22 protein-coding genes and 1 riboswitch are annotated in these 19124 nt (G+C 71.5%); of the genes, 6 read left to right on the top strand and 16 right to left on the bottom strand.

All coding sequences use genetic code 11. The annotated features are described in order from the left end of the window. Window positions 1–84: 84 nt before the first annotated feature. Together ACP7BP_RS16390 and ACP7BP_RS16385 are read right to left on the bottom strand one after the other, a co-directional pair. Window positions 85–2628, bottom strand: a complete 2544-nt coding sequence (locus ACP7BP_RS16390) for an ABC transporter permease (RefSeq protein ID WP_426246101.1) — start codon at window positions 2626–2628, stop codon at window positions 85–87. Next, window positions 2628–3380, bottom strand: coding sequence for an ABC transporter ATP-binding protein (locus tag ACP7BP_RS16385; protein WP_426246100.1), 753 nt, complete (start codon window positions 3378–3380; stop codon window positions 2628–2630). The genes ACP7BP_RS16390 and ACP7BP_RS16385 overlap by 1 nt, the downstream gene beginning before the upstream one ends. A 140-nt stretch (window positions 3381–3520) precedes the next feature. Here ACP7BP_RS16385 and ACP7BP_RS16380 point away from each other — a divergent pair, with 140 nt between their 5' ends. Continuing rightward, window positions 3521–4168 (top strand): alpha-ketoglutarate-dependent dioxygenase AlkB, encoded by a 648-nt coding sequence (locus tag ACP7BP_RS16380; protein WP_426246226.1) that lies wholly within the window; start codon window positions 3521–3523, stop codon window positions 4166–4168. Window positions 4169–4176: 8 nt separating this feature from the next. Here the strand turns inward: ACP7BP_RS16380 and ACP7BP_RS16375 are convergent, their stop codons facing one another. From ACP7BP_RS16375 to ACP7BP_RS16345, 7 genes are all read right to left on the bottom strand, one after another. Next, window positions 4177–4842, bottom strand: coding sequence for a hypothetical protein (locus ACP7BP_RS16375; protein WP_426246099.1), 666 nt, complete (start codon window positions 4840–4842; stop codon window positions 4177–4179). Continuing rightward, the gene (locus tag ACP7BP_RS16370) at window positions 4839–5348 is read right to left on the bottom strand and encodes an RNA polymerase sigma factor (RefSeq protein ID WP_426246098.1); all 510 of its coding nucleotides are present in this window, start codon (window positions 5346–5348) and stop codon (window positions 4839–4841) included. Before ACP7BP_RS16370 ends, ACP7BP_RS16375 begins: the two co-directional genes overlap by 4 nt. A 26-nt stretch (window positions 5349–5374) precedes the next feature. Then, entirely contained in the window at window positions 5375–6886 is a 1512-nt protein-coding gene (locus ACP7BP_RS16365; RefSeq protein WP_426246096.1) for a sulfatase family protein, read from the bottom strand. 156 nt (window positions 6887–7042) lie between these two features. Further along, entirely contained in the window at window positions 7043–8671 is a 1629-nt protein-coding gene (groL, locus tag ACP7BP_RS16360) for a chaperonin GroEL (protein WP_426246095.1), read from the bottom strand. A gap of 200 nt (window positions 8672–8871) precedes the next feature. Then, complete coding sequence (locus ACP7BP_RS16355) at window positions 8872–9606, bottom strand: ANTAR domain-containing protein (protein WP_426246094.1); 735 nt, start codon at window positions 9604–9606, stop codon at window positions 8872–8874. A 65-nt stretch (window positions 9607–9671) separates the two neighbouring features. Next, window positions 9672–10502, bottom strand: coding sequence for an ATP-grasp domain-containing protein (locus ACP7BP_RS16350; protein ID WP_426246093.1), 831 nt, complete (start codon window positions 10500–10502; stop codon window positions 9672–9674). Beyond that, complete coding sequence (locus ACP7BP_RS16345) at window positions 10499–11209, bottom strand: hypothetical protein (protein WP_426246092.1); 711 nt, start codon at window positions 11207–11209, stop codon at window positions 10499–10501. The genes ACP7BP_RS16350 and ACP7BP_RS16345 overlap by 4 nt, the downstream gene beginning before the upstream one ends. Before the next feature lie 99 nt (window positions 11210–11308). On the opposite strand from ACP7BP_RS16345, the gene ACP7BP_RS16340 reads away from it, so the two are divergent. Continuing rightward, window positions 11309–11677, top strand: a complete 369-nt coding sequence (locus ACP7BP_RS16340; protein WP_426246090.1) for a YciI family protein — start codon at window positions 11309–11311, stop codon at window positions 11675–11677. 9 nt (window positions 11678–11686) lie between these two features. On the opposite strand, the gene ACP7BP_RS16335 is transcribed toward ACP7BP_RS16340, so the two are convergent. Both ACP7BP_RS16335 and ACP7BP_RS16330 read right to left on the bottom strand, forming a co-directional pair. Then, the gene (locus tag ACP7BP_RS16335) at window positions 11687–12514 is read right to left on the bottom strand and encodes an SGNH/GDSL hydrolase family protein (RefSeq protein WP_426246089.1); all 828 of its coding nucleotides are present in this window, start codon (window positions 12512–12514) and stop codon (window positions 11687–11689) included. A gap of 70 nt (window positions 12515–12584) precedes the next feature. Next, window positions 12585–13049, bottom strand: coding sequence for a PPOX class F420-dependent oxidoreductase (locus tag ACP7BP_RS16330; protein WP_426246087.1), 465 nt, complete (start codon window positions 13047–13049; stop codon window positions 12585–12587). 108 nt (window positions 13050–13157) lie between these two features. On the opposite strand from ACP7BP_RS16330, the gene ACP7BP_RS16325 reads away from it, so the two are divergent. The 4 genes from ACP7BP_RS16325 to ACP7BP_RS16310 are packed head-to-tail and all read left to right on the top strand — an operon-like array spanning window position 13158 to window position 15656. Further along, the gene (locus ACP7BP_RS16325) at window positions 13158–13505 is read left to right on the top strand and encodes a YciI family protein (RefSeq protein ID WP_426246085.1); all 348 of its coding nucleotides are present in this window, start codon (window positions 13158–13160) and stop codon (window positions 13503–13505) included. Then, on the top strand, window positions 13502–13849 hold the full coding sequence (locus tag ACP7BP_RS16320; protein ID WP_426246084.1) for a YciI family protein: 348 nt from the start codon (window positions 13502–13504) through the stop codon (window positions 13847–13849). The genes ACP7BP_RS16325 and ACP7BP_RS16320 overlap by 4 nt, the downstream gene beginning before the upstream one ends. 4 nt (window positions 13850–13853) lie before the next feature. Then, window positions 13854–15092, top strand: a complete 1239-nt coding sequence (locus tag ACP7BP_RS16315) for an RNA polymerase sigma factor (protein ID WP_426246083.1) — start codon at window positions 13854–13856, stop codon at window positions 15090–15092. Between the two features lie 12 nt (window positions 15093–15104). Next, complete coding sequence (locus tag ACP7BP_RS16310) at window positions 15105–15656, top strand: AAA family ATPase (protein WP_426246081.1); 552 nt, start codon at window positions 15105–15107, stop codon at window positions 15654–15656. Window positions 15657–15669: 13 nt separating this feature from the next. Here ACP7BP_RS16310 and ACP7BP_RS16305 read toward each other — a convergent pair whose 3' ends face one another. The 5 genes from ACP7BP_RS16305 to ACP7BP_RS16285 form a co-directional block, all read right to left on the bottom strand. Further along, window positions 15670–15945, bottom strand: coding sequence for a MoaD/ThiS family protein (locus tag ACP7BP_RS16305; RefSeq protein WP_426246079.1), 276 nt, complete (start codon window positions 15943–15945; stop codon window positions 15670–15672). A gap of 36 nt (window positions 15946–15981) precedes the next feature. Next, entirely contained in the window at window positions 15982–17253 is a 1272-nt protein-coding gene (thrC, locus tag ACP7BP_RS16300) for a threonine synthase (RefSeq protein ID WP_426246078.1), read from the bottom strand. Window positions 17254–17263: 10 nt separating this feature from the next. Next, window positions 17264–17388: riboswitch (SAM riboswitch) on the bottom strand. Window positions 17389–17446: 58 nt separating this feature from the next. Further along, window positions 17447–18295, bottom strand: a complete 849-nt coding sequence (gene otsB / locus ACP7BP_RS16295; protein WP_426246077.1) for a trehalose-phosphatase — start codon at window positions 18293–18295, stop codon at window positions 17447–17449. 45 nt (window positions 18296–18340) lie between these two features. Then, on the bottom strand, window positions 18341–18823 hold the full coding sequence (locus ACP7BP_RS16290) for a LytR C-terminal domain-containing protein (RefSeq protein WP_426246075.1): 483 nt from the start codon (window positions 18821–18823) through the stop codon (window positions 18341–18343). Beyond that, window positions 18823–19119, bottom strand: a complete 297-nt coding sequence (locus ACP7BP_RS16285; RefSeq protein ID WP_426246073.1) for a DUF3263 domain-containing protein — start codon at window positions 19117–19119, stop codon at window positions 18823–18825. The genes ACP7BP_RS16290 and ACP7BP_RS16285 overlap by 1 nt, the downstream gene beginning before the upstream one ends. Between the last annotated feature and the right edge of the window lie 5 nt (window positions 19120–19124).

The raw sequence follows: 19124 nt of genomic DNA, 5'->3' as shown, positions 1-19124 counted from the left end.
GATAGGACCGGTCGGGCCGATCCGTACCCGAAATTGGGGAGGCCATGCCCGGACCGGCGATCCTTTTACCCTCGGTCCGCCCCCTCATTCGGTCGCGATCGCCTTCAGCACGTCGAGGCGAGCGGCGCGGCGGGCCGGCAGCACGGCGGCCAGCACGCCCACGACGACCGAGACCGCGAGGAACGCCGCGAGCTGGTCCCACGGGACCGCGATCACCTCGAGCCCCTCGTCGCGCAGGGCGTACATCATCGCGATGCCGAACCCGACGCCGAGCACGCTGCCGAGCACCGCGCCGAGCACCGCGATCACCACGGACTCGAAGGTGACCATCCAGCGGAGCTGGGCGCGGCCGAGGCCGACGGCACGAAGCAGGCCGACCTCGCGGGTGCGCTCGATGACCGACAGCGCGAGGGTGTTGACGATGCCCAGCACCGCGATGAAGAGGGCGAGCCCGAGCAGGGCGAAGATCATCAGCACCAGCTGGTCGATGGGGCCGCGCTGCTCCTCGGCGAAGGCGACCTGGTCCTTCACGGTCACGATCGGCAGGTCGGCCACCACCGCGTCGATGGCCGCCTCGAGCTCCGGCGTCTGCCGGTCGACGTCGATGACGAGGAAGTTGTCGCGGTCGGGGAAGCCCGCCTCCGCGAGGGTGTCGAGGGTGGTCACGATCGGGTACCCGACGAGCGGGTTCTCGGCGAAGGTGCCCACGACCGGGTAGGACCTCTCCTGCCCCTGGAAGCTGACCTCGAGCTCGTCCCCGACGTCGAGACCGTGCTCGTCGGCATACTCGTCGGACGTCACGACGGTGCCAAGGCCGAGGTCGTCGAGTGAGCCGCTGGTCATGTCGAGGTCGAGGAGCCCGGCCAGCGACGACCGGTCGGAGGCTCCGACCCCCTGCGGCCCGTCGGCGGTCTCGCCGATGGCGAAGCGCTGGCGGGCCACCGTCTCGACCCCGTCGATGGCGGCCATCCGGGTGCCGATCCCGGAGGAGAAGGGCTGGCCCATCAGGTTGCTCACGACGTAGTCGCCGGTGAAGTTCTCCTCGATCGTCTGGTCGACCGACGCCTTCGCGGAGTCGCCGACGATCGCCATGGTCGCGGCCAGCGCGAGCCCGATCATCAGCGCCGACGCCGTGGCGGTGGTGCGGCGCGGGTTGCGCAGGGAGTTCTGGCCGGCGAGGTGCCCGACGGTGCCGAACAGGCGCGCCAGCACGCTGCGGGCGACCGCGAGGAACGGCCGGCTGAGCACCGGGCTCGCCGACGCGACGCCGAGAAGGACGGCGAGCACCCCGCCCCCGACGAACCAGCCGCCGCGGCTCACCGAGGTGAACAGGCCCGCTGCCAGCGCCGCGCAGCCGGCGGCGATCAGCGCGAGGCCGCCCAGGAACCGCCGGCGCAGCGAGGTCTCGGGCATCGAGATGTCGTCCCGCAGCGCCTGCACCGGCGCGATCCTGGCGCTCCGGCGCGCCGGCAGCCAGGCAGCGGCCATCGTCACCACGATCCCGATGGCGTACGCCGCGAGCACCGTGCGCGCCTCGAACACCAGGGGCTGCTCCGACAGGTCCAGCCCGAAGCGACCGACCACGAGGCGGATCACGACCGCCAGCACGACGCCCAGGCCGAGGCCGACGGTCGAGCCGAGGACGCCCAGCACGAACGACTCCAGCAGCACCGACCCCGTCACCTGCCTGCGCGAGGCGCCCAGCGCCCGCAGCAGCGCGAGCTCCCGGCTGCGCTGCGCCACCAGGATCGAGAACGTGTTGACGATCAGGAAGGCGCCCACGACGAGTGCGATGCCGGCGAAGATGAGGAGGAACGTCGTCAGGAACGAGATCGCCTCGACCAGGTCGCTGGCGTTCTCGTCGGCCGCCACGTCGCCGGTCACCGCCTCCAGCCCGTCCGGCAGCCGTGGCGCCACGGCGTCGCGCAGTTCCTCCTGGGACACGCCGTCCTCCGCGGTCACCCACAGATCGGTGTAGGCGTCCTCGCCGCCGAGGAACACTTGCTGGGCCGTCCGCGTGTCGAAGGCGGCGTACGTCGCGCCGTTGAGCGAGCCGCCCTGCTCGAAGTCGGCGATGCCCACCAGCACCGGGTTGAGCACCGCCTGGTCGCCGGCGGTCACCAGGTGCACCCGGTCGCCGCGCCCGTAGCCCGCGCGCTCTGCCGTCGAGGCGTCGAGCACCACCTCGTCGGGCCCGCGAGGCTCGACGCCCTCGACGATGCTGAGGCCCTCCAGCCCGTGCCCGGCGGGGGCGTCGGACCAGTTGCCGCCGATGCCCGGCGGACCCTGTCCGCCGACGACCTTGTTGTCTGCGTCGACGACGAAGACGCCGAGATCGGTGACGTTGCCGTCGACGCGCGCCGCCCCGTCGACGTCCTCCAGGTCGGCGAGCACCGAGGCTGGGACCGTGCGGGTGGACGGCCCGTTGCGGACGTCGGCGGCCCCTCCCTCCGGCCGGACGACGACGTCACCGACGGTCGAGGCGAACAACGCCGTGAAGCTGCGGTCGAGCGTGTCGCTGAAGACCAGCGACCCGGCGACGAAGGCGACGCCGAGCACGATCGCGAAGGTGCTCAGGAACAGCCTGACCTTGCGCCCCAGCAGGCTCTTGAGAGCGGCGCGGAGCATCAGCCCGCCACCGCGGTCATCGCCGCCATGACCTCCAGGACCGACTCACGGTCCGGGTCGCGCAGCTCGTCGACCACCCGCCCGTCGGCGAGGAACACCACCCGGTCGGTGTACGCCGCGGCGACCGGGTCGTGGCTGACCATCACGATCGTCTGGCCGTAGTCGTCGACGCTGCGCCGCAGCAGCTCGAGCACCTCCGCCCCCGACCGGGAGTCGAGGTTGCCCGTCGGCTCGTCCGCGAAGACGATGCTCGGCCGGCTCACCAGGGCCCGGGCGATCGCCACCCGTTGCTGCTGCCCGCCCGAGAGCTCGTTGGGCTTGTGGCCCAGCCGGTCCCCGAGACCCACGGTCGCGATGACGGAGTCGAACCACTCGCCGTCCGGCTTGCGGCGGGCGATGGCCAACGGCAGCACGATGTTCTCGCGGGCGGTCAGGGTCGGGACGAGGTTGAACGACTGGAAGACGAAGCCGATCTCGTCGCGCCGCAGCCGCGTCAGCTCCTTGTCGCCGAGCCGACTGAGCTCCCGGTCGCCGATGAAGACCTCCCCCGACGTGCCCGAGTCGAGGGCCGCGCAGCAGTGCATCAGCGTCGACTTGCCCGATCCGCTCGGACCCATGATCGCGGTGAACTCCCCCGCGCCCAGGTCGAGGCTCACGTCGTCGAGCGCGCGCACCTGGGCCGGGCCGGTGCCGTAGGTCTTGGTGAGGCTGCGGACCCGCGCGGCGGCCACGGTCGAGGGATGCGTCGTCATGCCATCAGCGTGCCCCGGGCGCCAAGCGCCGGCCATCGGGAACCACCCTGAGCCGTGCCCCGGGACCACGCTGGAGCATCCCGGGGTGGCCGGGTTGGAGCCCCCTTGCGTTCGAACGCGTGTTCGATATCATGGAGGGCGTGGACTTCCAGGGCACGCTCTTCGACTCGGCTCCGGTCGACTCTGGACCGACCGCCCACGTCGACGCCGACCTCCTCCCGGAGCCGGCACCCGAGCGGACGACGCTCACCCGCGGCGCCTGGGTGGACGTCCAGCGCAACTGGCTGCCGGGAGCCGACGAGGTGTTCGAGACGCTGGTGCGCGACGTGCCGTGGCGCGCCGAGCGCCGCCAGATGTACGACCGCGTGGTCGACGTCCCCCGCCTGGTGCACCAGTACGGCGTCGGCGAGGTCCTGCCGCACCGGCTGCTCAACGAGGCGAAGGAGGCGCTGTCGGCGCACTACCTGCCCGAGCTCGGCGAGCCCTTCGTGACCGCGGGCTGCTGCTACTACCGCGACGGCCGCGACTCCGTCGCCTGGCACGGCGACACCATCGGTCGCGGCAGGATCACCGACACCATGGTCGCCATCGTCTCGGTCGGTGACCCGCGACGGCTGCTGCTCCGTCCCCGCGGCGGCGGCGCCGACTCCATCGCGGTCGTGATGGGCCACGGCGACCTGCTCGTGATGGGCGGCTCGTGCCAGCGCACCTGGGAGCACGCCGTACCCAAGACGGCGCATGCCGGGCCGCGCCTGTCGGTGCAGTTCCGGCCCTTGAACGTCTTCTGAGGGGCGGCTCAGCCGGCGTACGCGTCCTGGTAGAGCTTGGCGAGATCGGCGGTGTAGGCGCCGCTGAAGCCGCAGAGCGTGACGGCGTCCTCGTAGGACGTGACGAGGTAGCGGCCACCGACCTCGAAGTCGACCGCGACCAGCAGCTCCTGGAGCTGCTCGCTCGGCGCGGTCACGGTCACGGTCTCGGTGGGCGTGCCCTTGAACCACTGGGTCGTCTTCAAGGTGACCTGGTCGCCCTCGATCGCGGTCACGGTGCCGTCGAAGGCGAGGGTGTTGGTGCGCAGCACCTGCACGTTGGGTGCCATGCACTTCGCGTTGGCGCCGTCGCCCGCGACGAGCGCGGTGTTGGAGCCGGGCTCGGGTGCCGGCTGCTCGGACGCGGGTGAGTCCGGCGCCTGGCTGGTGGACTCCTGAGCAGTGGGCGCCTGCTCCTCGTCGCCGCCACGCAGTACGGCGAAGGAGGCGCCGGCGATGACCACGACGGCAGCCGCAGCTGCGATCCACACGAGGGGGCTGCGTCGCCCTGCCGGGTCGGTCCGGGTGTCGGGGGTCTGGTTGCTCATGGCTTCCTCCAGGAGTCGGGCCACCTGCTCGGGGGCCGCGGCGTCGAGACGGGAGGCCGGGTCCAGCGCCCGCAGGCTGCGGCGCAGCTCGTCGTCGTTCTCGTTCACGATGGCCTCCCTTCTGCCCCTTCATGTCCGGCAGCCGAGCCGGCCTTTCGCAGCTCGTCGAGGAGCTTCCCCTTGGCCCGGTGCAGCCTGATGCTCGCGGCGTTGGGCGTCATGTCGAGGACGGCGCCGATCTCGGCCGGGCTCAGCTGCTCCCAGGCCCACAGTCGCAGCAGCTCCCGGTCACGCTCCGGCAGCCGGCCGAGCGCGTCGGCGAGCCGCGGGTCGGTGCCCGTGGGGTGCGGCTCGACGGGTTGGCCGGCCAGCTTCGCGGCGACCCGGTCCTGTCGCCGACGGCTGCGCTCGGCGTTCTGCAGGCAGCCGCGCGCCACGCCGTAGGCCCAGGGCAGGGCGTTGTCGGGTACGTCGTCGAAGCGGCGCCACAGCACCAGCAGCGTCTCGGAGAGCACGTCCTCGGCGGTGTCGGCATCGGTGCGGCGGGCCAGGAAGCGGCGTACCGGATCGATCACCTCGCGCGCCAGCGCCTCGAAGCGCTCCTCCCGTGTCACGGCTCCAACGTAGCGAGCGGACGGTCTCAGCGGCGGGGCCGGGGCACCGGCCCGAAGTCCACACGGCAGGCGTCACCCGAGCACCGCGACAGCAGGTTGGTACGGCGGAAGAGCTCGCGGCGTACCTTGCCGTACTTCGCCGTGGTCCCCAGGTTGCGCAGCTCGTAGGGGTCGCGGGCGTGGTCGTAGAGCTCGACGAAGCCGGTGCGGTTCCAGCGCACGAACGTGTAACGGCCGGTGTAGACGCCGCGGTAGGTCCAGTCGATCGTCCCCCTCCGGTGGAACGGCCCGGCCTGGATGAGGGAGGTCCGCGGGAGTGGTGCGTCGGCACGGGCCGCCGCCAGCATGGACACGCCGTCCATCGGGCGCCCGGGAACGGCCCCCGCGATCTCGACCATGGTCGGCGCCAGGTCGATGGTGGACACGCGCTGCTGGCGCACGACACCCGCGGGGATGCCGGGGCCGCGGATCAGCATCGGCACGCGGAGCGACTCGCGGTAGGCGAGCACCTTGCCGTTGTAGCGGTGCTCGCCCAGCAGGTAGCCGTTGTCGCTGGTGAACACCAGGTAGGTGTTGTCGAGCTCGCCGGCCGCCCGCAGCGCCTCGACGGTGGCAGCGACCCCCTCGTCGACCGACGCCAGGGCTCGGATCCGCTGGGTGAAGAGCCGCTGCAGGTTGGCGGCCCTCACCCGCTTCTGCTTGCGGATGATGATCGGCTTGTCGGACACGTCGGCCTCGTTGAACGACGGCTTGCCGAGGGAAGGCAGCGGCGAGCCCGAGTAGAGACCGGCGTGCCGGGCAGCAGGCGTCGGCGGGGCGGCGCACACGTCGAGGGGCAGGTTGTCGGTGCACTGCCCGTGCGGGGCGACGTAGGACGACCAGACGAGGAACGGCTCGTCGGCGGCGGCGTACCGCTCCACGAGGTCGACGGTGCGCTGGGAGACGAAGTCGTTGCTGTGCAGGTCATCGTGGTGCTCGACCCTGGTGCCGTTGTCGAAGACGGAGTAGTCGAAGGCCTGGTAGGTGTTGTGGGTGATGGGCGCCCAGTGGTCCCAGCCCGCCTGGATGCCGTCGCGCTCGGAGTAGAGGTTGAGGTACTTGCCCACGAAGCCGGTGGCGTAGCCCGCGTCGTGCAGCCAGCTCGCCACGGTGTTGCCCGGCTCCTTCAGCGCTCCGAAGCCTCCGTGCGGCCCCGAGTTGCTGCGTACGCCGTTGTTCTGCGCGTACTGGCCGGTGACCATCTCGGCCCGCGCCGGACAGCACAGCGGGTGCGGCGAGATCGCCTGCCCGAACGTCGCCCCGGCCCCACCGAGCGCGGCCCGGGTCGCCGGCATCCAGTAGAGGTCGGCCAGGGTCTGGTCGTCGGTGGTGATCAGGACGATGTTGGGCCGGTCGTCGGCGGCCCGCGCCGCCGGCGGTGTGTCGAGGGCGGTCGCCGGTGCTGCCGCGAGCCCAGCGAGCCCGGTCAGCACAGCGAGCCCGGTCAGCGCAGCCACCAGCGCGGCGCCGATCCGGGCAGGTCCAGGAGGTGTCTTCATCGGTGCGGTCACGGTACTGCGACGCGCGCCGCGGTCGATGAGTTGTGCGACGCGACACGCAGCAGGGCCCCCGCCGGAGCGGGGGCCCTGCTGGTGAAGCTCTTTCGCCGGTCGAGGCCAGGCGCTAGCGACTGCCTCGGACCGAGCGGGCGGAACTCAGAAGTCCATGCCGCCCATGCCGCCGGAGGGGTCTCCGCCCATCGGGGCGGCCTTCTCCGGCTTGTCGGCCACGACGGCCTCGGTGGTGAGGAACAGCGCGGCGATCGAGGCGGCGTTCTGCAGAGCAGAGCGGGTCACCTTGACCGGGTCGTTGATGCCCTTGGCCAGCATGTCGACGTACTCGCCCGTGGCCGCGTTGAGACCGTGACCCGGGGTCAGGTTGCGCACCTTCTCCGCCACGACGCCGCCCTCGAGGCCGGCGTTGATCGCGATCTGCTTGAGCGGGGCCTCGGTCGCGTAGCGCACGATGTTGGCACCGGTCGCCTCGTCGCCCGTCAGGTCGAGCTTGTCGAACGCGGTGGCCGCGGCCTGGACGAGCGCCACGCCGCCGCCGGCGACGATGCCCTCTTCGACGGCCGCCTTGGCGTTGCGGACGGCGTCCTCGATGCGGTGCTTGCGCTCCTTGAGCTCGACCTCGGTGGCCGCGCCGACCTTGATGACCGCAACGCCGCCGGCCAGCTTGGCCAGCCGCTCCTGCAGCTTCTCGCGGTCGTAGTCGGAGTCGGACTTCTCGATCTCGGCACGGATCTGGTTGACCCGGCCCTCGATCTGGCCGGTGTCGCCGGCGCCTTCGACGATGGTGGTCTCGTCCTTGGTGATGACGACCTTGCGGGCCTGGCCGAGGAGCTCGACGCCGGCGTTCTCGAGCTTGAGGCCGACCTCCTCGGAGATGACCTGGCCACCGGTGAGGATGGCGATGTCCTGCAGCATGGCCTTGCGGCGGTCACCGAAGCCCGGGGCCTTGACGGCGACGGACTTGAAGGTGCCACGGATCTTGTTGACGACCAGGGTCGACAGCGCCTCGCCGTCGACGTCCTCGGCGATGATGAGCAGCGGCTTGCCGGACTGCATGACCTTCTCGAGCAGCGGCAGCAGGTCCTTGACGTTGCTCACCTTGGAGTTCGCGATGAGGACGTAGGGGTCCTCCAGCACGGTCTCCATGCGCTCAGGGTCCGTCACGAAGTAGGCCGAGATGTAGCCCTTGTCGAAACGCATGCCCTCGGTCAGCTCGAGGTCGATGCCGAACGTGTTCGACTCCTCGACCGTGATGACGCCTTCCTTGCCGACCTTGTCCATCGCCTCGGCGATGACGTCGCCGACGGTGGGGTCACCGGCGGAGATCGAGGCGGTCGCCGCGATCTGCTCGCGGGTCTCGATCTCGGTCGCCATGCCGAGCAGCTGCTCGGTCACGGCGGCGACGGCGGCCTCGATGCCACGCTTGAGGCCCATCGGGTTGGCACCCGCGGCGACGTTGCGCAGGCCCTCGCGGACCATCGCCTGGGCGAGGACGGTCGCGGTGGTGGTGCCGTCACCGGCGACGTCGTCGGTCTTCTTGGCAACTTCCTTGACGAGCTCGGCACCGATCTTCTCGAACGGGTCCTCGAGCTCGATCTCCTTGGCGATGCTCACACCATCGTTGGTGATGGTGGGCGCGCCCCACTTCTTCTCGAGAACGACGTTGCGACCCTTGGGGCCGAGCGTGACCTTGACGGCGTCTGCGAGCGTGTTCATGCCACGCTCCAGGCCGCGTCGGGCCTCCTCGTTGAAAGCAATCAGCTTCGACATGCTATGTGATTCCTTCAGCGTCTGGGGGTGTACGGCGCCGGTGGGTTGCCCGCGACGGACGACCCTCACCCTCCGGCGGACCCTTCCCGCCGGACTGGAGGACCTCAACGTCACCAGTGCCGTGTTGTCACTCTCGTGTCGAGAGTGCCAGCAACATGTTTAGCACTCGACGGGGTCGAGTGCAAACGCCCCGGGCCGCGTCAGTCGCCGAGGTCGCGGGAGTTCCGCAGCTCGATCAGCGCCGCGGCCAGGTCGGCCAGCTCGACGCCGGCCCGCCGAGCCGCCTCCGCCAGGTCCGCTCGGGCCTGCTGCACGTCGATGCCTCGCGACGCCGCCAGGATGCCCAGCGCCGTGTCGATCCTGACCCGGCGGCGGATCCGCTCGGGCGCGCGCTTGGCCTCCTCGCGGGTGCGGAACGACAGGTCCGCGTTGGCCACGGCGCCCGGCGCCCAGGCCGAGAAGAGGTCGGCGAGCGCCTCGTGGTGCCCGACGAACGCCCGCCGTGACCCGCCGTAGAGGTTGACGGTCCCGGTGACCCGCCCGTCGACGATGATGGGCAGGGTGAGCGTGCTGGCCACGCCGTAGGCGGCGGTGGCGGACGCGAACAGGTGCCAGGCGCCCTCGTCCAGCATCCCCTCCCGGTCGAACTCGAGCACCCGATCGGCCTTCGCGGCGGCGACGCAGGGGCCTCCGGCCAGGTACTGGATGGCATCCAGGACCGCGACGTCGTCCGACGAGGCGACCAGGGTGAAGGTGACGTCGTGCTCGATCGAGGCGAGGCTGAGGCCGAGACAGTCGGGGACGATGTCCCGGACCTCGCGCGTCTGCTCCTGGAGGTCCCTCAGCAGCGTCGAGGCCTCGTTCATCCGCTCCAGCTGCTCGATCGCCTCGTGCGTCTCGGGGATCGGCTCCATGGCTTCTCTGGGGTCACTCATCGTGGGGGTGGGTACCCCTTACCGTCGGTGCGCAAACACCGACCGGCGCGCTCCATGGGACGTCCTCACCTCAGCCGCGAGGCCACGAGGTCGGCGAAGGGGTCGGCGTTGGCCGGCAGGACGTCGAGGTAGAGGCCGGGCTCGGTGACCTCGAGCTCGCTGACCCGCCAGCCGCCGTCGTACCTCAGCAGGTCGACCCGGCCGTAGTCGAGGGGCCGGCCGGCGAAGTCGGCGGCCGCGAGGAGCGCATCGACCGCGAGCACCGACTCGGGCCTGGACAGCGCGATCTCGGTGGTGCGACCGCCGAACTGCTCGTGCACCCGGATCTCACCGTCGGCCGGCACCTTGTTGACCATCGAGACGGCCCGCCCGTCGATCACGAACACCGACGTCTCACCGTCGGTGTGGACGGTCTCGACGAGCGGCTGGGCGACGACCGGGACAGCCGGCAGGGAGATCGCGTCGCCGCGACGTACGACGGTCACGCCGATGCCGCCGGCGCCGACCCGCGGCTTGACGACCACGTCACCGAAATCGGCCACGGCGGCCTCGACGTCGTCGGCGGAGGTGACCAGCCGGGTGGGCACGACGGGCACGTCACCGAGGCGGGCGAGGTAGCCCTTGTCGAGGTTCCACGCGAACACGTCGGCGCCGTTGAGCACAGTGGTCGTCGGCTCGACCGCGTGGACCCAGGCCAGGAACTCCTCGTGGCGGGCGACGTAGTCCCAGGTCGAGCGCACGGCGACGAGGCCGGCGCCCGCCCAGTCGACCGACGCGTCGTCCCAGACGGCCCACCGGGCGTCGATGCCGCGTGCGGCCAGGGCCGCGTCGAGGGCCTCGTGGCCGGGCTCGCCCTCGGGCCAGTCGCGGCTGGTCGCGAGCAGGACGGTCGTCACGGGTAGCGCTCCGCCAGCACGTCGAACTTGTTGGTGCCCTCGACGTTGTCACCCTTCTCGACGACGACGAGGTTGTGGTAGCAGTGCACCGATCGCACCCAGCGGTCGGTGTACGACGGCTCGTGCGGGTCGACGTACTCCTCGAAGTTGAGCCCGTCGACGAGGTCCTTCACGAGGTCCATCGAGGTGCCGCGCGCCCGCGGGTCGGCCTGGCCGCCCCACTCCGGCCAGTAGGACGTCTGGGTGTCCTCGATCGCGTAGATGCCGTCGTCGGGCAGCAGCGGGAACAGCACCCCGAAGCTCGCCCGGACGTGGTCGGGCACGTGCGAGCCGTCGTCGATCACGACCAACGGCCGGTGCTCGGCCATCAGGGCGGTGAGCAGCGCCTCGTCGGTCTGGTCGCCCTGGACGACGGTGATCCGGCCGGCGCTCAGCGCGGTCTTGTCCTCGATGTCGAGCCCGACGATGTGCGCCCGGGGGAAGAACCACTTCCACATCTTCAGCGAGGCGCCGCCGATGCTGCGCGTGTAGCCGCCGACACCGAGCTCGAGCAGCGTGAACTCCTCGCCGCGCAGGTGCTCGAGATGACGCTGGTAGTGCGGCGTGTAGCGGTGCACTCCCCACTTGTCGGTGCCGAACTCGACGGCCAGCTCGGTGAGGTCCATCGCGAGCAGGCGGCGACGTCGTTCCTTCGGGTCCTCGGGCACCCGGTCACCCTAGAACGAGAGCGGGTGGTGTCGATCTCGCCCTCCCCCGCCCGTCATCTCGGTGACAGACTCACCCACCCTCAGCGAGAGGAGAGACCGATGACGTCCTACGTCGTGCTGCTGCCCGGAGACGAGAGCCACTGGTCGAGCGCCACCATGGAGGAGCGCAAGGCGACGTACGCCAAGCACACTCGGTTCGCCGAGATGCTGGCCGCCCGCGGCGACAAGATCACCGGCGGCGCGGAGCTGACCCACTCGAGCGGAGCCCGCGTCGTGCGCCGGGTCGGCGACAGGCTGGAGGTGACCGAGGGGCCGTACGCCGAGAGCGTGGAGCAGCTCACCGGCTTCTACTGCGTCGACACCGACGACCTCGACGGGCTGCTCGAGTGCGTCGGGATCCTGGCCGGACCCGATGGCGGGATCGAGGTGCGCGAGGCCGTCGAGAGCAGCGACCCGGAGGCGGGCTGAGGTCGACGGCTACGGTCCCGCAGGCGGCGCGTGATGGCCGAAGGGCAGCTCATCGGCATGCCCGAGCGCTCGCAGCACCGACGGCAGCATCGCCTTCGCCGTGCGCCGGTAGCCGGCGGCGCTGGGGTGGAACCGGTCGAGGCTGAACATCTCGTCGGGGTTGGTGATGAAGAACGGGCCGACCACGTGCGCCAGCGAGACGACGTACGCGCCACGGTCGAGCGCCGCCCGGCGCTGGGCGGCGGCGAGCTGGCGGCTGGCCCGCGAGCCGAGGGAGCGCAGCGGCTGCGGCACCGGCCGGAGGGCGCCCAGGTCGGGGCAGGTGCCGACGACCACGCGGGCGCCGAGCTCGTGAAGCCGGTCGACGGCGTCGGTGAGGTGGCGCACCGACTCGCCCACCGGCACCCGATGCGTCACGTCGTTGCCGCCCACCACGATGACCGCGACGTCGGGCCGATAGCCGCCGGGCAGCGCATCGAGCTGCGCCGCGAGCAGGCTCGACTCCGAGCCCACGCGGGCCGCCGTACACAGGCGCACGGACGTGTTCGCTGCCTTGCCCAGCCCCCGCGCGAGCCTCGCCCCCAGGGTGTCCTTGGGCCGCTCGGCGCCGAGCCCCGCGGCGATGGAGTCCCCGAGCATCAGCAGCTCGAGGCGTCCGTCCCGGCTCTTGCGGTAGACCTTGTCGGCCTCCGGGGCGGCATGCCCGAGCGGGTCGCCGATGATGCCGCGGGCGATGGCCGCCTGGCGCTGGAGGAACTGCCGGGCGCCGACGCTGCTAGTGGCCACGAGGCCGGCCGACGCCAGCACCGCGAGGGCCCGGCGATCGAGTCTGCGCATGCGCCGAGTAGAACCACACCGGCCTGAACGGGCGGGCAACCCGGCATGACGGGCGGCCCAACGCGGCGCCTCAGTCGGCCAGCTCGGGCGGGAAGCCGCCGGTCGCGACCGGGCCCCACCGCTCGATGGTGAGCCGGATGAGCGACTTGTCCTGGTCGTGCATGGCCTGGCGGTACTCGTCCCAGTCGGGGTGCTCTCCCGCGATGCTGCGGTAGTAGTCCACGAGCGGCTCGACCGCGTCGGGCATGTCGATCACCTCTGCCGTGCCGTCCACCTGGACCCACGGCCCGTTCCAGTCGTCGCTGTGGACCAGCGCGCTGGCGGTGGGGTCTCGGCGCAGGTTCCGCACCTTCGCCCGCGAGGGGTACGTCGCCACCACGAGGCGGCCCTGCTCGTCGACGCCGCACGACACGGGGGACAGCTGGGGACGCCCGCCGCGACGGATCGTCACCAGGGTGGCCCGGTGCCTGGGGCGGATGAAGTCCAGCAGTGCGTCGCGGTCGACTCGGTCGTTGGTTGCGATGGTGCGTGCCATGGCTCAACTGTGCCGCACCGGCCGAGCGTCCCGGCCGACCGTGTCGATCCGGGCACCCCTCATGCGTCATCTCGGTGGAAGACTCGACCCCCTTGAGAGAGGACGGCCATGACCGACTACATCCTGCTCATCCCCACCGACGAGGCCGCCTGGGACGCCCTGCCCCAGGGCGACAAGGACGCGGTGTTCGCCAGGCACCGCGAGTTCAGCGATGCCCTGGCCACGCGCGGCCACCAGGTCAGGGCCAGCGCGGAGCTCTCGAACAGCCGCGAGGCCAAGGTGATCAGCGGCAGCCGCGACCGGGTGGTGGTCACCGAGGGTCCGTACGCCGAGAGCGCGGAGCAGCTCTCCGGCTTCTACCTGATCGACACCACCGACCTCGACGACCTCGTGCAGTGCGTCGGCATCCTCGCCGAGAGCGAGAAGGGGCTCGAGCTGCGGCGGTGCGGGTCGTGAGGTTCCTCGTCCTCCTCAACGAGGACGACCCCACTGCCTGGGAACGCGCGAGCGAGGAGCAGCGACAGGCCGTCTTCGACGGCCACGCCACCTTCGACGCAGCCCTCGAGGAGCGTGGCGCACTCGTCGTCGCCGAGGCGCTGGCCGGGGCGGCCGAGGCGCGCGGGGTGCGCGACGGCGTCGTCACCGAGGGTCCCTTCGCGGAGTCCGCCGAGCAGCTGGTCGGCTTCTACCTGGTCGACCTCGAGTCGATGGAGGCCGCCGTGGACCTGGCCACGCTGCTGTCGCCGGGCTACACGATCGAGGTGCGGCCCGTCACCTCGGTCGAGGGCTACGACGGCTGACCGGATGGCTGACGGGATGGAGGAGCTGGATCGCGCATGGCGCGACGAGTGGGGACGGCTGCTGGCGCTGCTGGTGGCGGGCTTCCGGCGCCTCGACCTGGCCGAGGACGGCCTCGCCGACGCGTTCGAGGCGGCCGCCCGCACGTGGCCGCGCGACGGGACGCCCACCAACCCAGCCGGCTGGCTGATGACGACCGCCCGGCGCCGCATCCTCGACCGGCTGCGGTCGGAGGCGGTCGCCGTACGCACGATGCCGCGGCTCGCCGTCGAGTCCGAGCTGACCGAGGAGGCGCAGCGCGTGATGGCAGACACCGGGGACGGCCTGGCCGACGAGCGGCTGCGCCTGCTGCTGCTGTGCGCGCACCCGTCGCTCCCCGCTGAGGCGGCCGCCGCACTGACGCTCCGGCTGGTGCTCGGTGTCTCGACCCCCGACATCGCTCGCCTGTTCCTGGTCAGCACGCCGACGATGGCGGCGAGACTGACCCGGGCTCGCAAGCGGCTGGCGAGCGAGTCGTTCGCGATGCCGACCGGAGCCGACCTGGTCGAGCGGGTGTCGGCCGTCGCCGACATCGCCTACCTGGCGTTCACGGCGGGCTACGCGCCCGGCTCGGGCGCCGACGTGCTGCGTGCGGCAGAGGCAGGTGAGGCGATCCGGCTGGTCAGGGTGGTGCGCGGGCTGCTGCCGGCCGGCTTCGACGCCGCCGACGACATCGACGCGCTACTCGCACTCATGCTCCTCCAGCACGCCCGCCGCGATGCCCGGGTCGCCGAGGGGGCCCTGGTGCTGCTGCCCCACCAGGACCGGGCGCTGTGGCACGCCGGCGAGATCGACGAGGCCCTCGAGCTGCTCCGACCCCAGCTGGGACGCCCGTCGACGCCGTACCTGCTGCAGGCGCTGATCGCGGCCGAGCACGCCGTCCCCGGCTCCGCGGAGCAGACCGACTGGAGCCGCATCGCGCGGTGGTACGCCGAGCTCGAGGACCTCGTGCCGTCGCCGGTCGTGCGGCTCAACCGCGCCGTGGCGGTCGCGGAGGCCGACGGTCCGCTGGCCGGGCTCCGGCTGCTCGACGGGCTCGAGCTGCCCGGTCACCGCCTCCCCGGCGCCCGGGCCGAGCTGCTGGCCAGGTCGGGAGACGTCGCCGCCGCGCTCGCGTCGTACGACGAGGCGATCGCGCGCTGCGACAACGAGCCGGAGCGCGCCCACCTCGTGCGGCGGCGCACCGAGGCCGAGGGCCGCGGCTAGATTGAGCCGGTCATGAGCCGACTCATCCTGCTGAACGGCCCACCCGGGATCGGGAAGTCGACGCTGGCGCGACGCTACGCCGATGCCCATCCGGGCGTGCTGAACTGCGACATCGACATCCTCCGGACGCTCATCGGCGGATGGGCGCAGGACTTCGGCCGGGCCGGCGCGCTCATCAGGCCCGCCGCGCTGGCGATGATGGAGGCGTACCTCGCGGAGGGCCTCGAGGTCGTCCTGCCGCAGATGCTCATCAACCCTGTGGAGCTGGCCAGGTTCGAGGCCTGTGCCGCCTCAGCCGGCGCGCTCTTCGTCGAGCGCATCCTGATGGACACCCCCGCCGCCACCGTCGCGCGGTTCGCGCGCCGGGGGGAGTCGGAGCCCGAGGATACCTGGCACGACACCGTGCGTGCCATCGTCGCGGCGAACGGCGGTGACGCGGAGCTGTTGCGGTGCCACGCGGCGCTCGACGAGATGACGGCGACCCGACGCGATGCCGTGGTCATCAGGAGCGCCGAGGGTGCGGTGGACGAGACCTACCGGCTCCTCGTCACCTCGCTGGCCTAGCGGCGGTCGCGCCTCAGCCTCCGGCGACGGCCGGGATCACCGAGATCTGGGTGCCCTCGGGGGTCGCCGTCTCGAGGTTCTCGAGGAAGCGGACGTCGTCGTTGCCGACGTACACGTTGACGAAGCGGCGCAGCTGGCCCGCCTCGTCGAGGATGCGCCCCTTGATGCCGTGGTAGGACGCGTCGAGATGGTCGAGCACCTCGGCGAGCGTCGTGCCCTCGGCGGTCACCTCGGACTCCCCGCCGGTGTAGGTGCGCAGGATGGTGGGGATGCGGACGCTCACACTCATGGGGGTCCCTCTCTCTTTCGGTGCGGTGGACTTCACTCAGGCTATGCCGGTCGCTGCGAACGCGGCGTACGACGGGTCGATGGTCGCGGTGGGGCCCACCCGGTCGGCGATCGCGTCGAGGGTCTTGAGCCCGTGGCCGGTGTTGATGACGACGGTCTCGAGGCTGGTGTCGAGCTGGCCGCTCTCGACGAGCTTCTTCAGCACGCCGACCGTCGTGCCGCCGGCGGTCTCGGTGAAGATGCCCTCGGTGCGGGCCAGCAGCACGATCGCGTCGCGCACCTGGTCGTCGGTGACGTCCTCGACCCCGCCACCGGTCTCACGGCAGATGTCGAGCACGTAGATGCCGTCGGCGGGGTTGCCGATCGCCAGGCTCTTGGCGATCGTGTCCGGCTTCACCGGGCGGATCGCGTCTACGCCGGCCTTGTAGGCCGCGGAGACCGGGGAGCAGCCCTCGGCCTGGGCGCCGTACACCTTGTAGGGCTTGTCCTCGACGAGCCCGAGCTTGATGAGCTCCCGGAACGCCTTGTGCACCTTGGTCAGCTGCGAGCCGGACGCGACCGGGATGACGAGCTGGTCGGGCAGCCGCCAGCCGAGCTGCTCGGCGATCTCGTAGCCCAGGGTCTTGGAGCCCTCGGCGTAGTAGGGCCGCACGTTGACGTTGACGAACGCCCAGCCCTCCTCCTCGCCGGCGATCTCGGAGGCGAGCTTGTTGACGTCGTCGTAGTTGCCCTTCACAGCGACCAGGGAGTCGGTGTAGACCGCGCTGTTGATCTGCTTGGGCTTCTCGAGGTTGCTCGGGATGAACACCACCGTCTTGATGCCGGCGCGCGCACCCGCGGCGGCGACCGCGTTGGCGAGGTTGCCGGTGCTCGGACAGGCGAAGACCTTCGCCTTGAACTCGACGGCCGCGCTCAGCGCGCAGGCCACGACCCGGTCCTTGAAGGAGTTGGTGGGGTTGGTGCTGTCGTCCTTGACCCACAGGTTGTCGATGCCGAGCTCGCGGCCGAGGTTCTTCGCCCGGAGCAGCCGGGTGAAGCCGGGCTCCATGTTGGGGCTCTGCTCGATGTCGTCGGGCACCGGCAGCAGCGCCTTGTAGCGCCAGATGTTGGCCGGGCCCGCCTCGATCTGCTCGCGGGTCACCTCGGGGAAGTCGTAGGCGATCTCGAGGGGGCCGAAGCACTCCGGACACGCATAGTGCGGGCCGAGCTCGACCAGGTGGCCGCACTCCCGGCAGGACAGGCCGGTGGCGTTGCCGAACGCGCCGGCTCGGGTGCCGCCGGACGTCTTCTCTACGGTGGGGGCGCTCAAGGATTCCTCCTTCTCATCTGCCCCGTGGCGGACTTCGCCACGGGCCGGAATTAGCACCACTTCCGCGAAATGGGAGGCTTCGCGGCGGTTGCCGGGACTTCGACGGGCCGTTCCCTCAGTCCCTCTCGATGAGCTTGCGCAAGCCTAGGCGGGCGTCTCACGATGTGCACATCGTGTCCGCATGCTGGGCGACTCAGGAACGCCGAGCGTCGTCCACCAGCTGACGGAGGAGGGCGAGCACCCCGTCGGGGCCGGGGACCACGACGTCGGCGAGCTCGACCAGCTCCTCGGGGCCCTCCGCATCGGGGCTCGACGAGCACACGAGCAGGGTCGCGAGCCCGGCGTCCCGGAGCTCCCCCACGGCGGCGAACGCCTCCAGGTCACCGAGGTCGTCGCCGGCGAACACGAAGCCGGCCGCGCCCACCTCGTCTGCGAGCGTGCGCACCGCGATGCCCTTGTGCATTCCCGGAGCGCGCACCTCGGCCACCAGCCGCCCCGGCTCGATCATCAGGTCGTGGCGCTCGGCGGCATCGCGGAGCCCCGGCAGCAGCCGCGCGGACGCGACCTCCGGCTCGGGCAGCCGACGGGTGTGCACGGCGACCGCCAGGCCCTTCTCCTCGACGTACGCCTCTGCGGCGTCGGCGCGACGCAGGATCCCGGGCAGCTCACGCAGGAACGAGCTCAGGCCGGGCGGCGGACGCGGCGAGACGACCCGGCGGTTGGTCGAGGACCAGCGTTCGTTGCCGTACTGGCCGAAGAGGAACAGCTCGCGTCCCGAGCCACCCATCCGGTCGCCCACCTCGTCGAGCCCGCCCAGCGCGAGGGCCTGGCGTGCGGGGCGTCCGGTGATCACGGCGACGGCGCGGACCACCTCGGCCAGGTCGACGAGCAGGTCGGGGGCGTCGTGGTGGATGCGGGCGCTGTCGGGGTCCTCGACGATCGGCGACAGGGTGCCGTCGAAGTCGAGGGCGACGACCGTGTCCTTGGCGACCGCGACGATGTCGTCGTAGCGCCGACGCGCGGCTGCGGAGGTGAACTCCATGAGCTCACCCTGCCATGGGGCCAGCCGCGCGGAGGTCGCCGGTGGTCAGCCGGTCAGGACGACGGTCAGTGCGTCGAGCCGCATGGGGTCGACCGAGGGCATCACCCGGTCGATGCCGAGGTCGAGGGCCAGCAGCCGCGCCGCGGCCTTGAGTCGCTGGGGGTAGTAGACGGTCGAGCTGGGCACTGTGCCGATCCAGTTGTCGGTGCCGACGACCTGCCAACCGGCGGCGAGGGCCTTGTCAGCCGTGCTGCCCGCCAGCCCCTGGATGCCGGAGTTGTTGAAGACCTCGACCATCACCTTGCCGCGCTTGATCTGCGGCTCCGGCTTCTTGGTGGGCGGGGGCGTGGGCGTGGGAACCGGCACGGGCGGGACGCTGGGCCCCGACACGGTCTCGATACGGCGCTCGTCGGGAGCCTCGTCGCGCGTGGCGACGAAGGCGATGGCCGCCATCGCCACCGCGATGATGCTGAGCATCACCAGCGGGGAGGGCACGGCGACGCCGCGCTCGTCGCGGGTGCGCATCATCAGAGCTCGAAGCCGAGACGACGAGCCGAGCGCTGGCGCTGGCGCTGCGAACGGAGGCGGCGGAGCCGGCGGACCAGCAGCGGGTCGGCCTCGAGAGCCTCCTCGCGGTCGATGAGGGCGTTGAGCACCTGGTAGTAGCGGGTGGACGACATGTCGAAGTTGTCGCGCACCGCCTGCTCCTTGGCGCCGGCGTACTTCCACCAGTGCCGCTCGAACTCGAGGATCTCGCGGTCGCGGTCGCTGAGGCCGGCCGACTCCTCGGCCGGGTGGCCCTGGATGGCGTTGGCGGCGTCCATGTCCG

The sequence above is a fragment of the Nocardioides sp. LHG3406-4 genome (assembly GCF_049897745.1).
In the GTDB taxonomy this organism is placed as follows: Bacteria; Actinomycetota; Actinomycetes; order Propionibacteriales; family Nocardioidaceae; genus Nocardioides.
The sequence above is the reverse complement of the archived record's forward strand: the minus strand, read 5'-3'. Positions and strand labels throughout refer to the sequence as shown.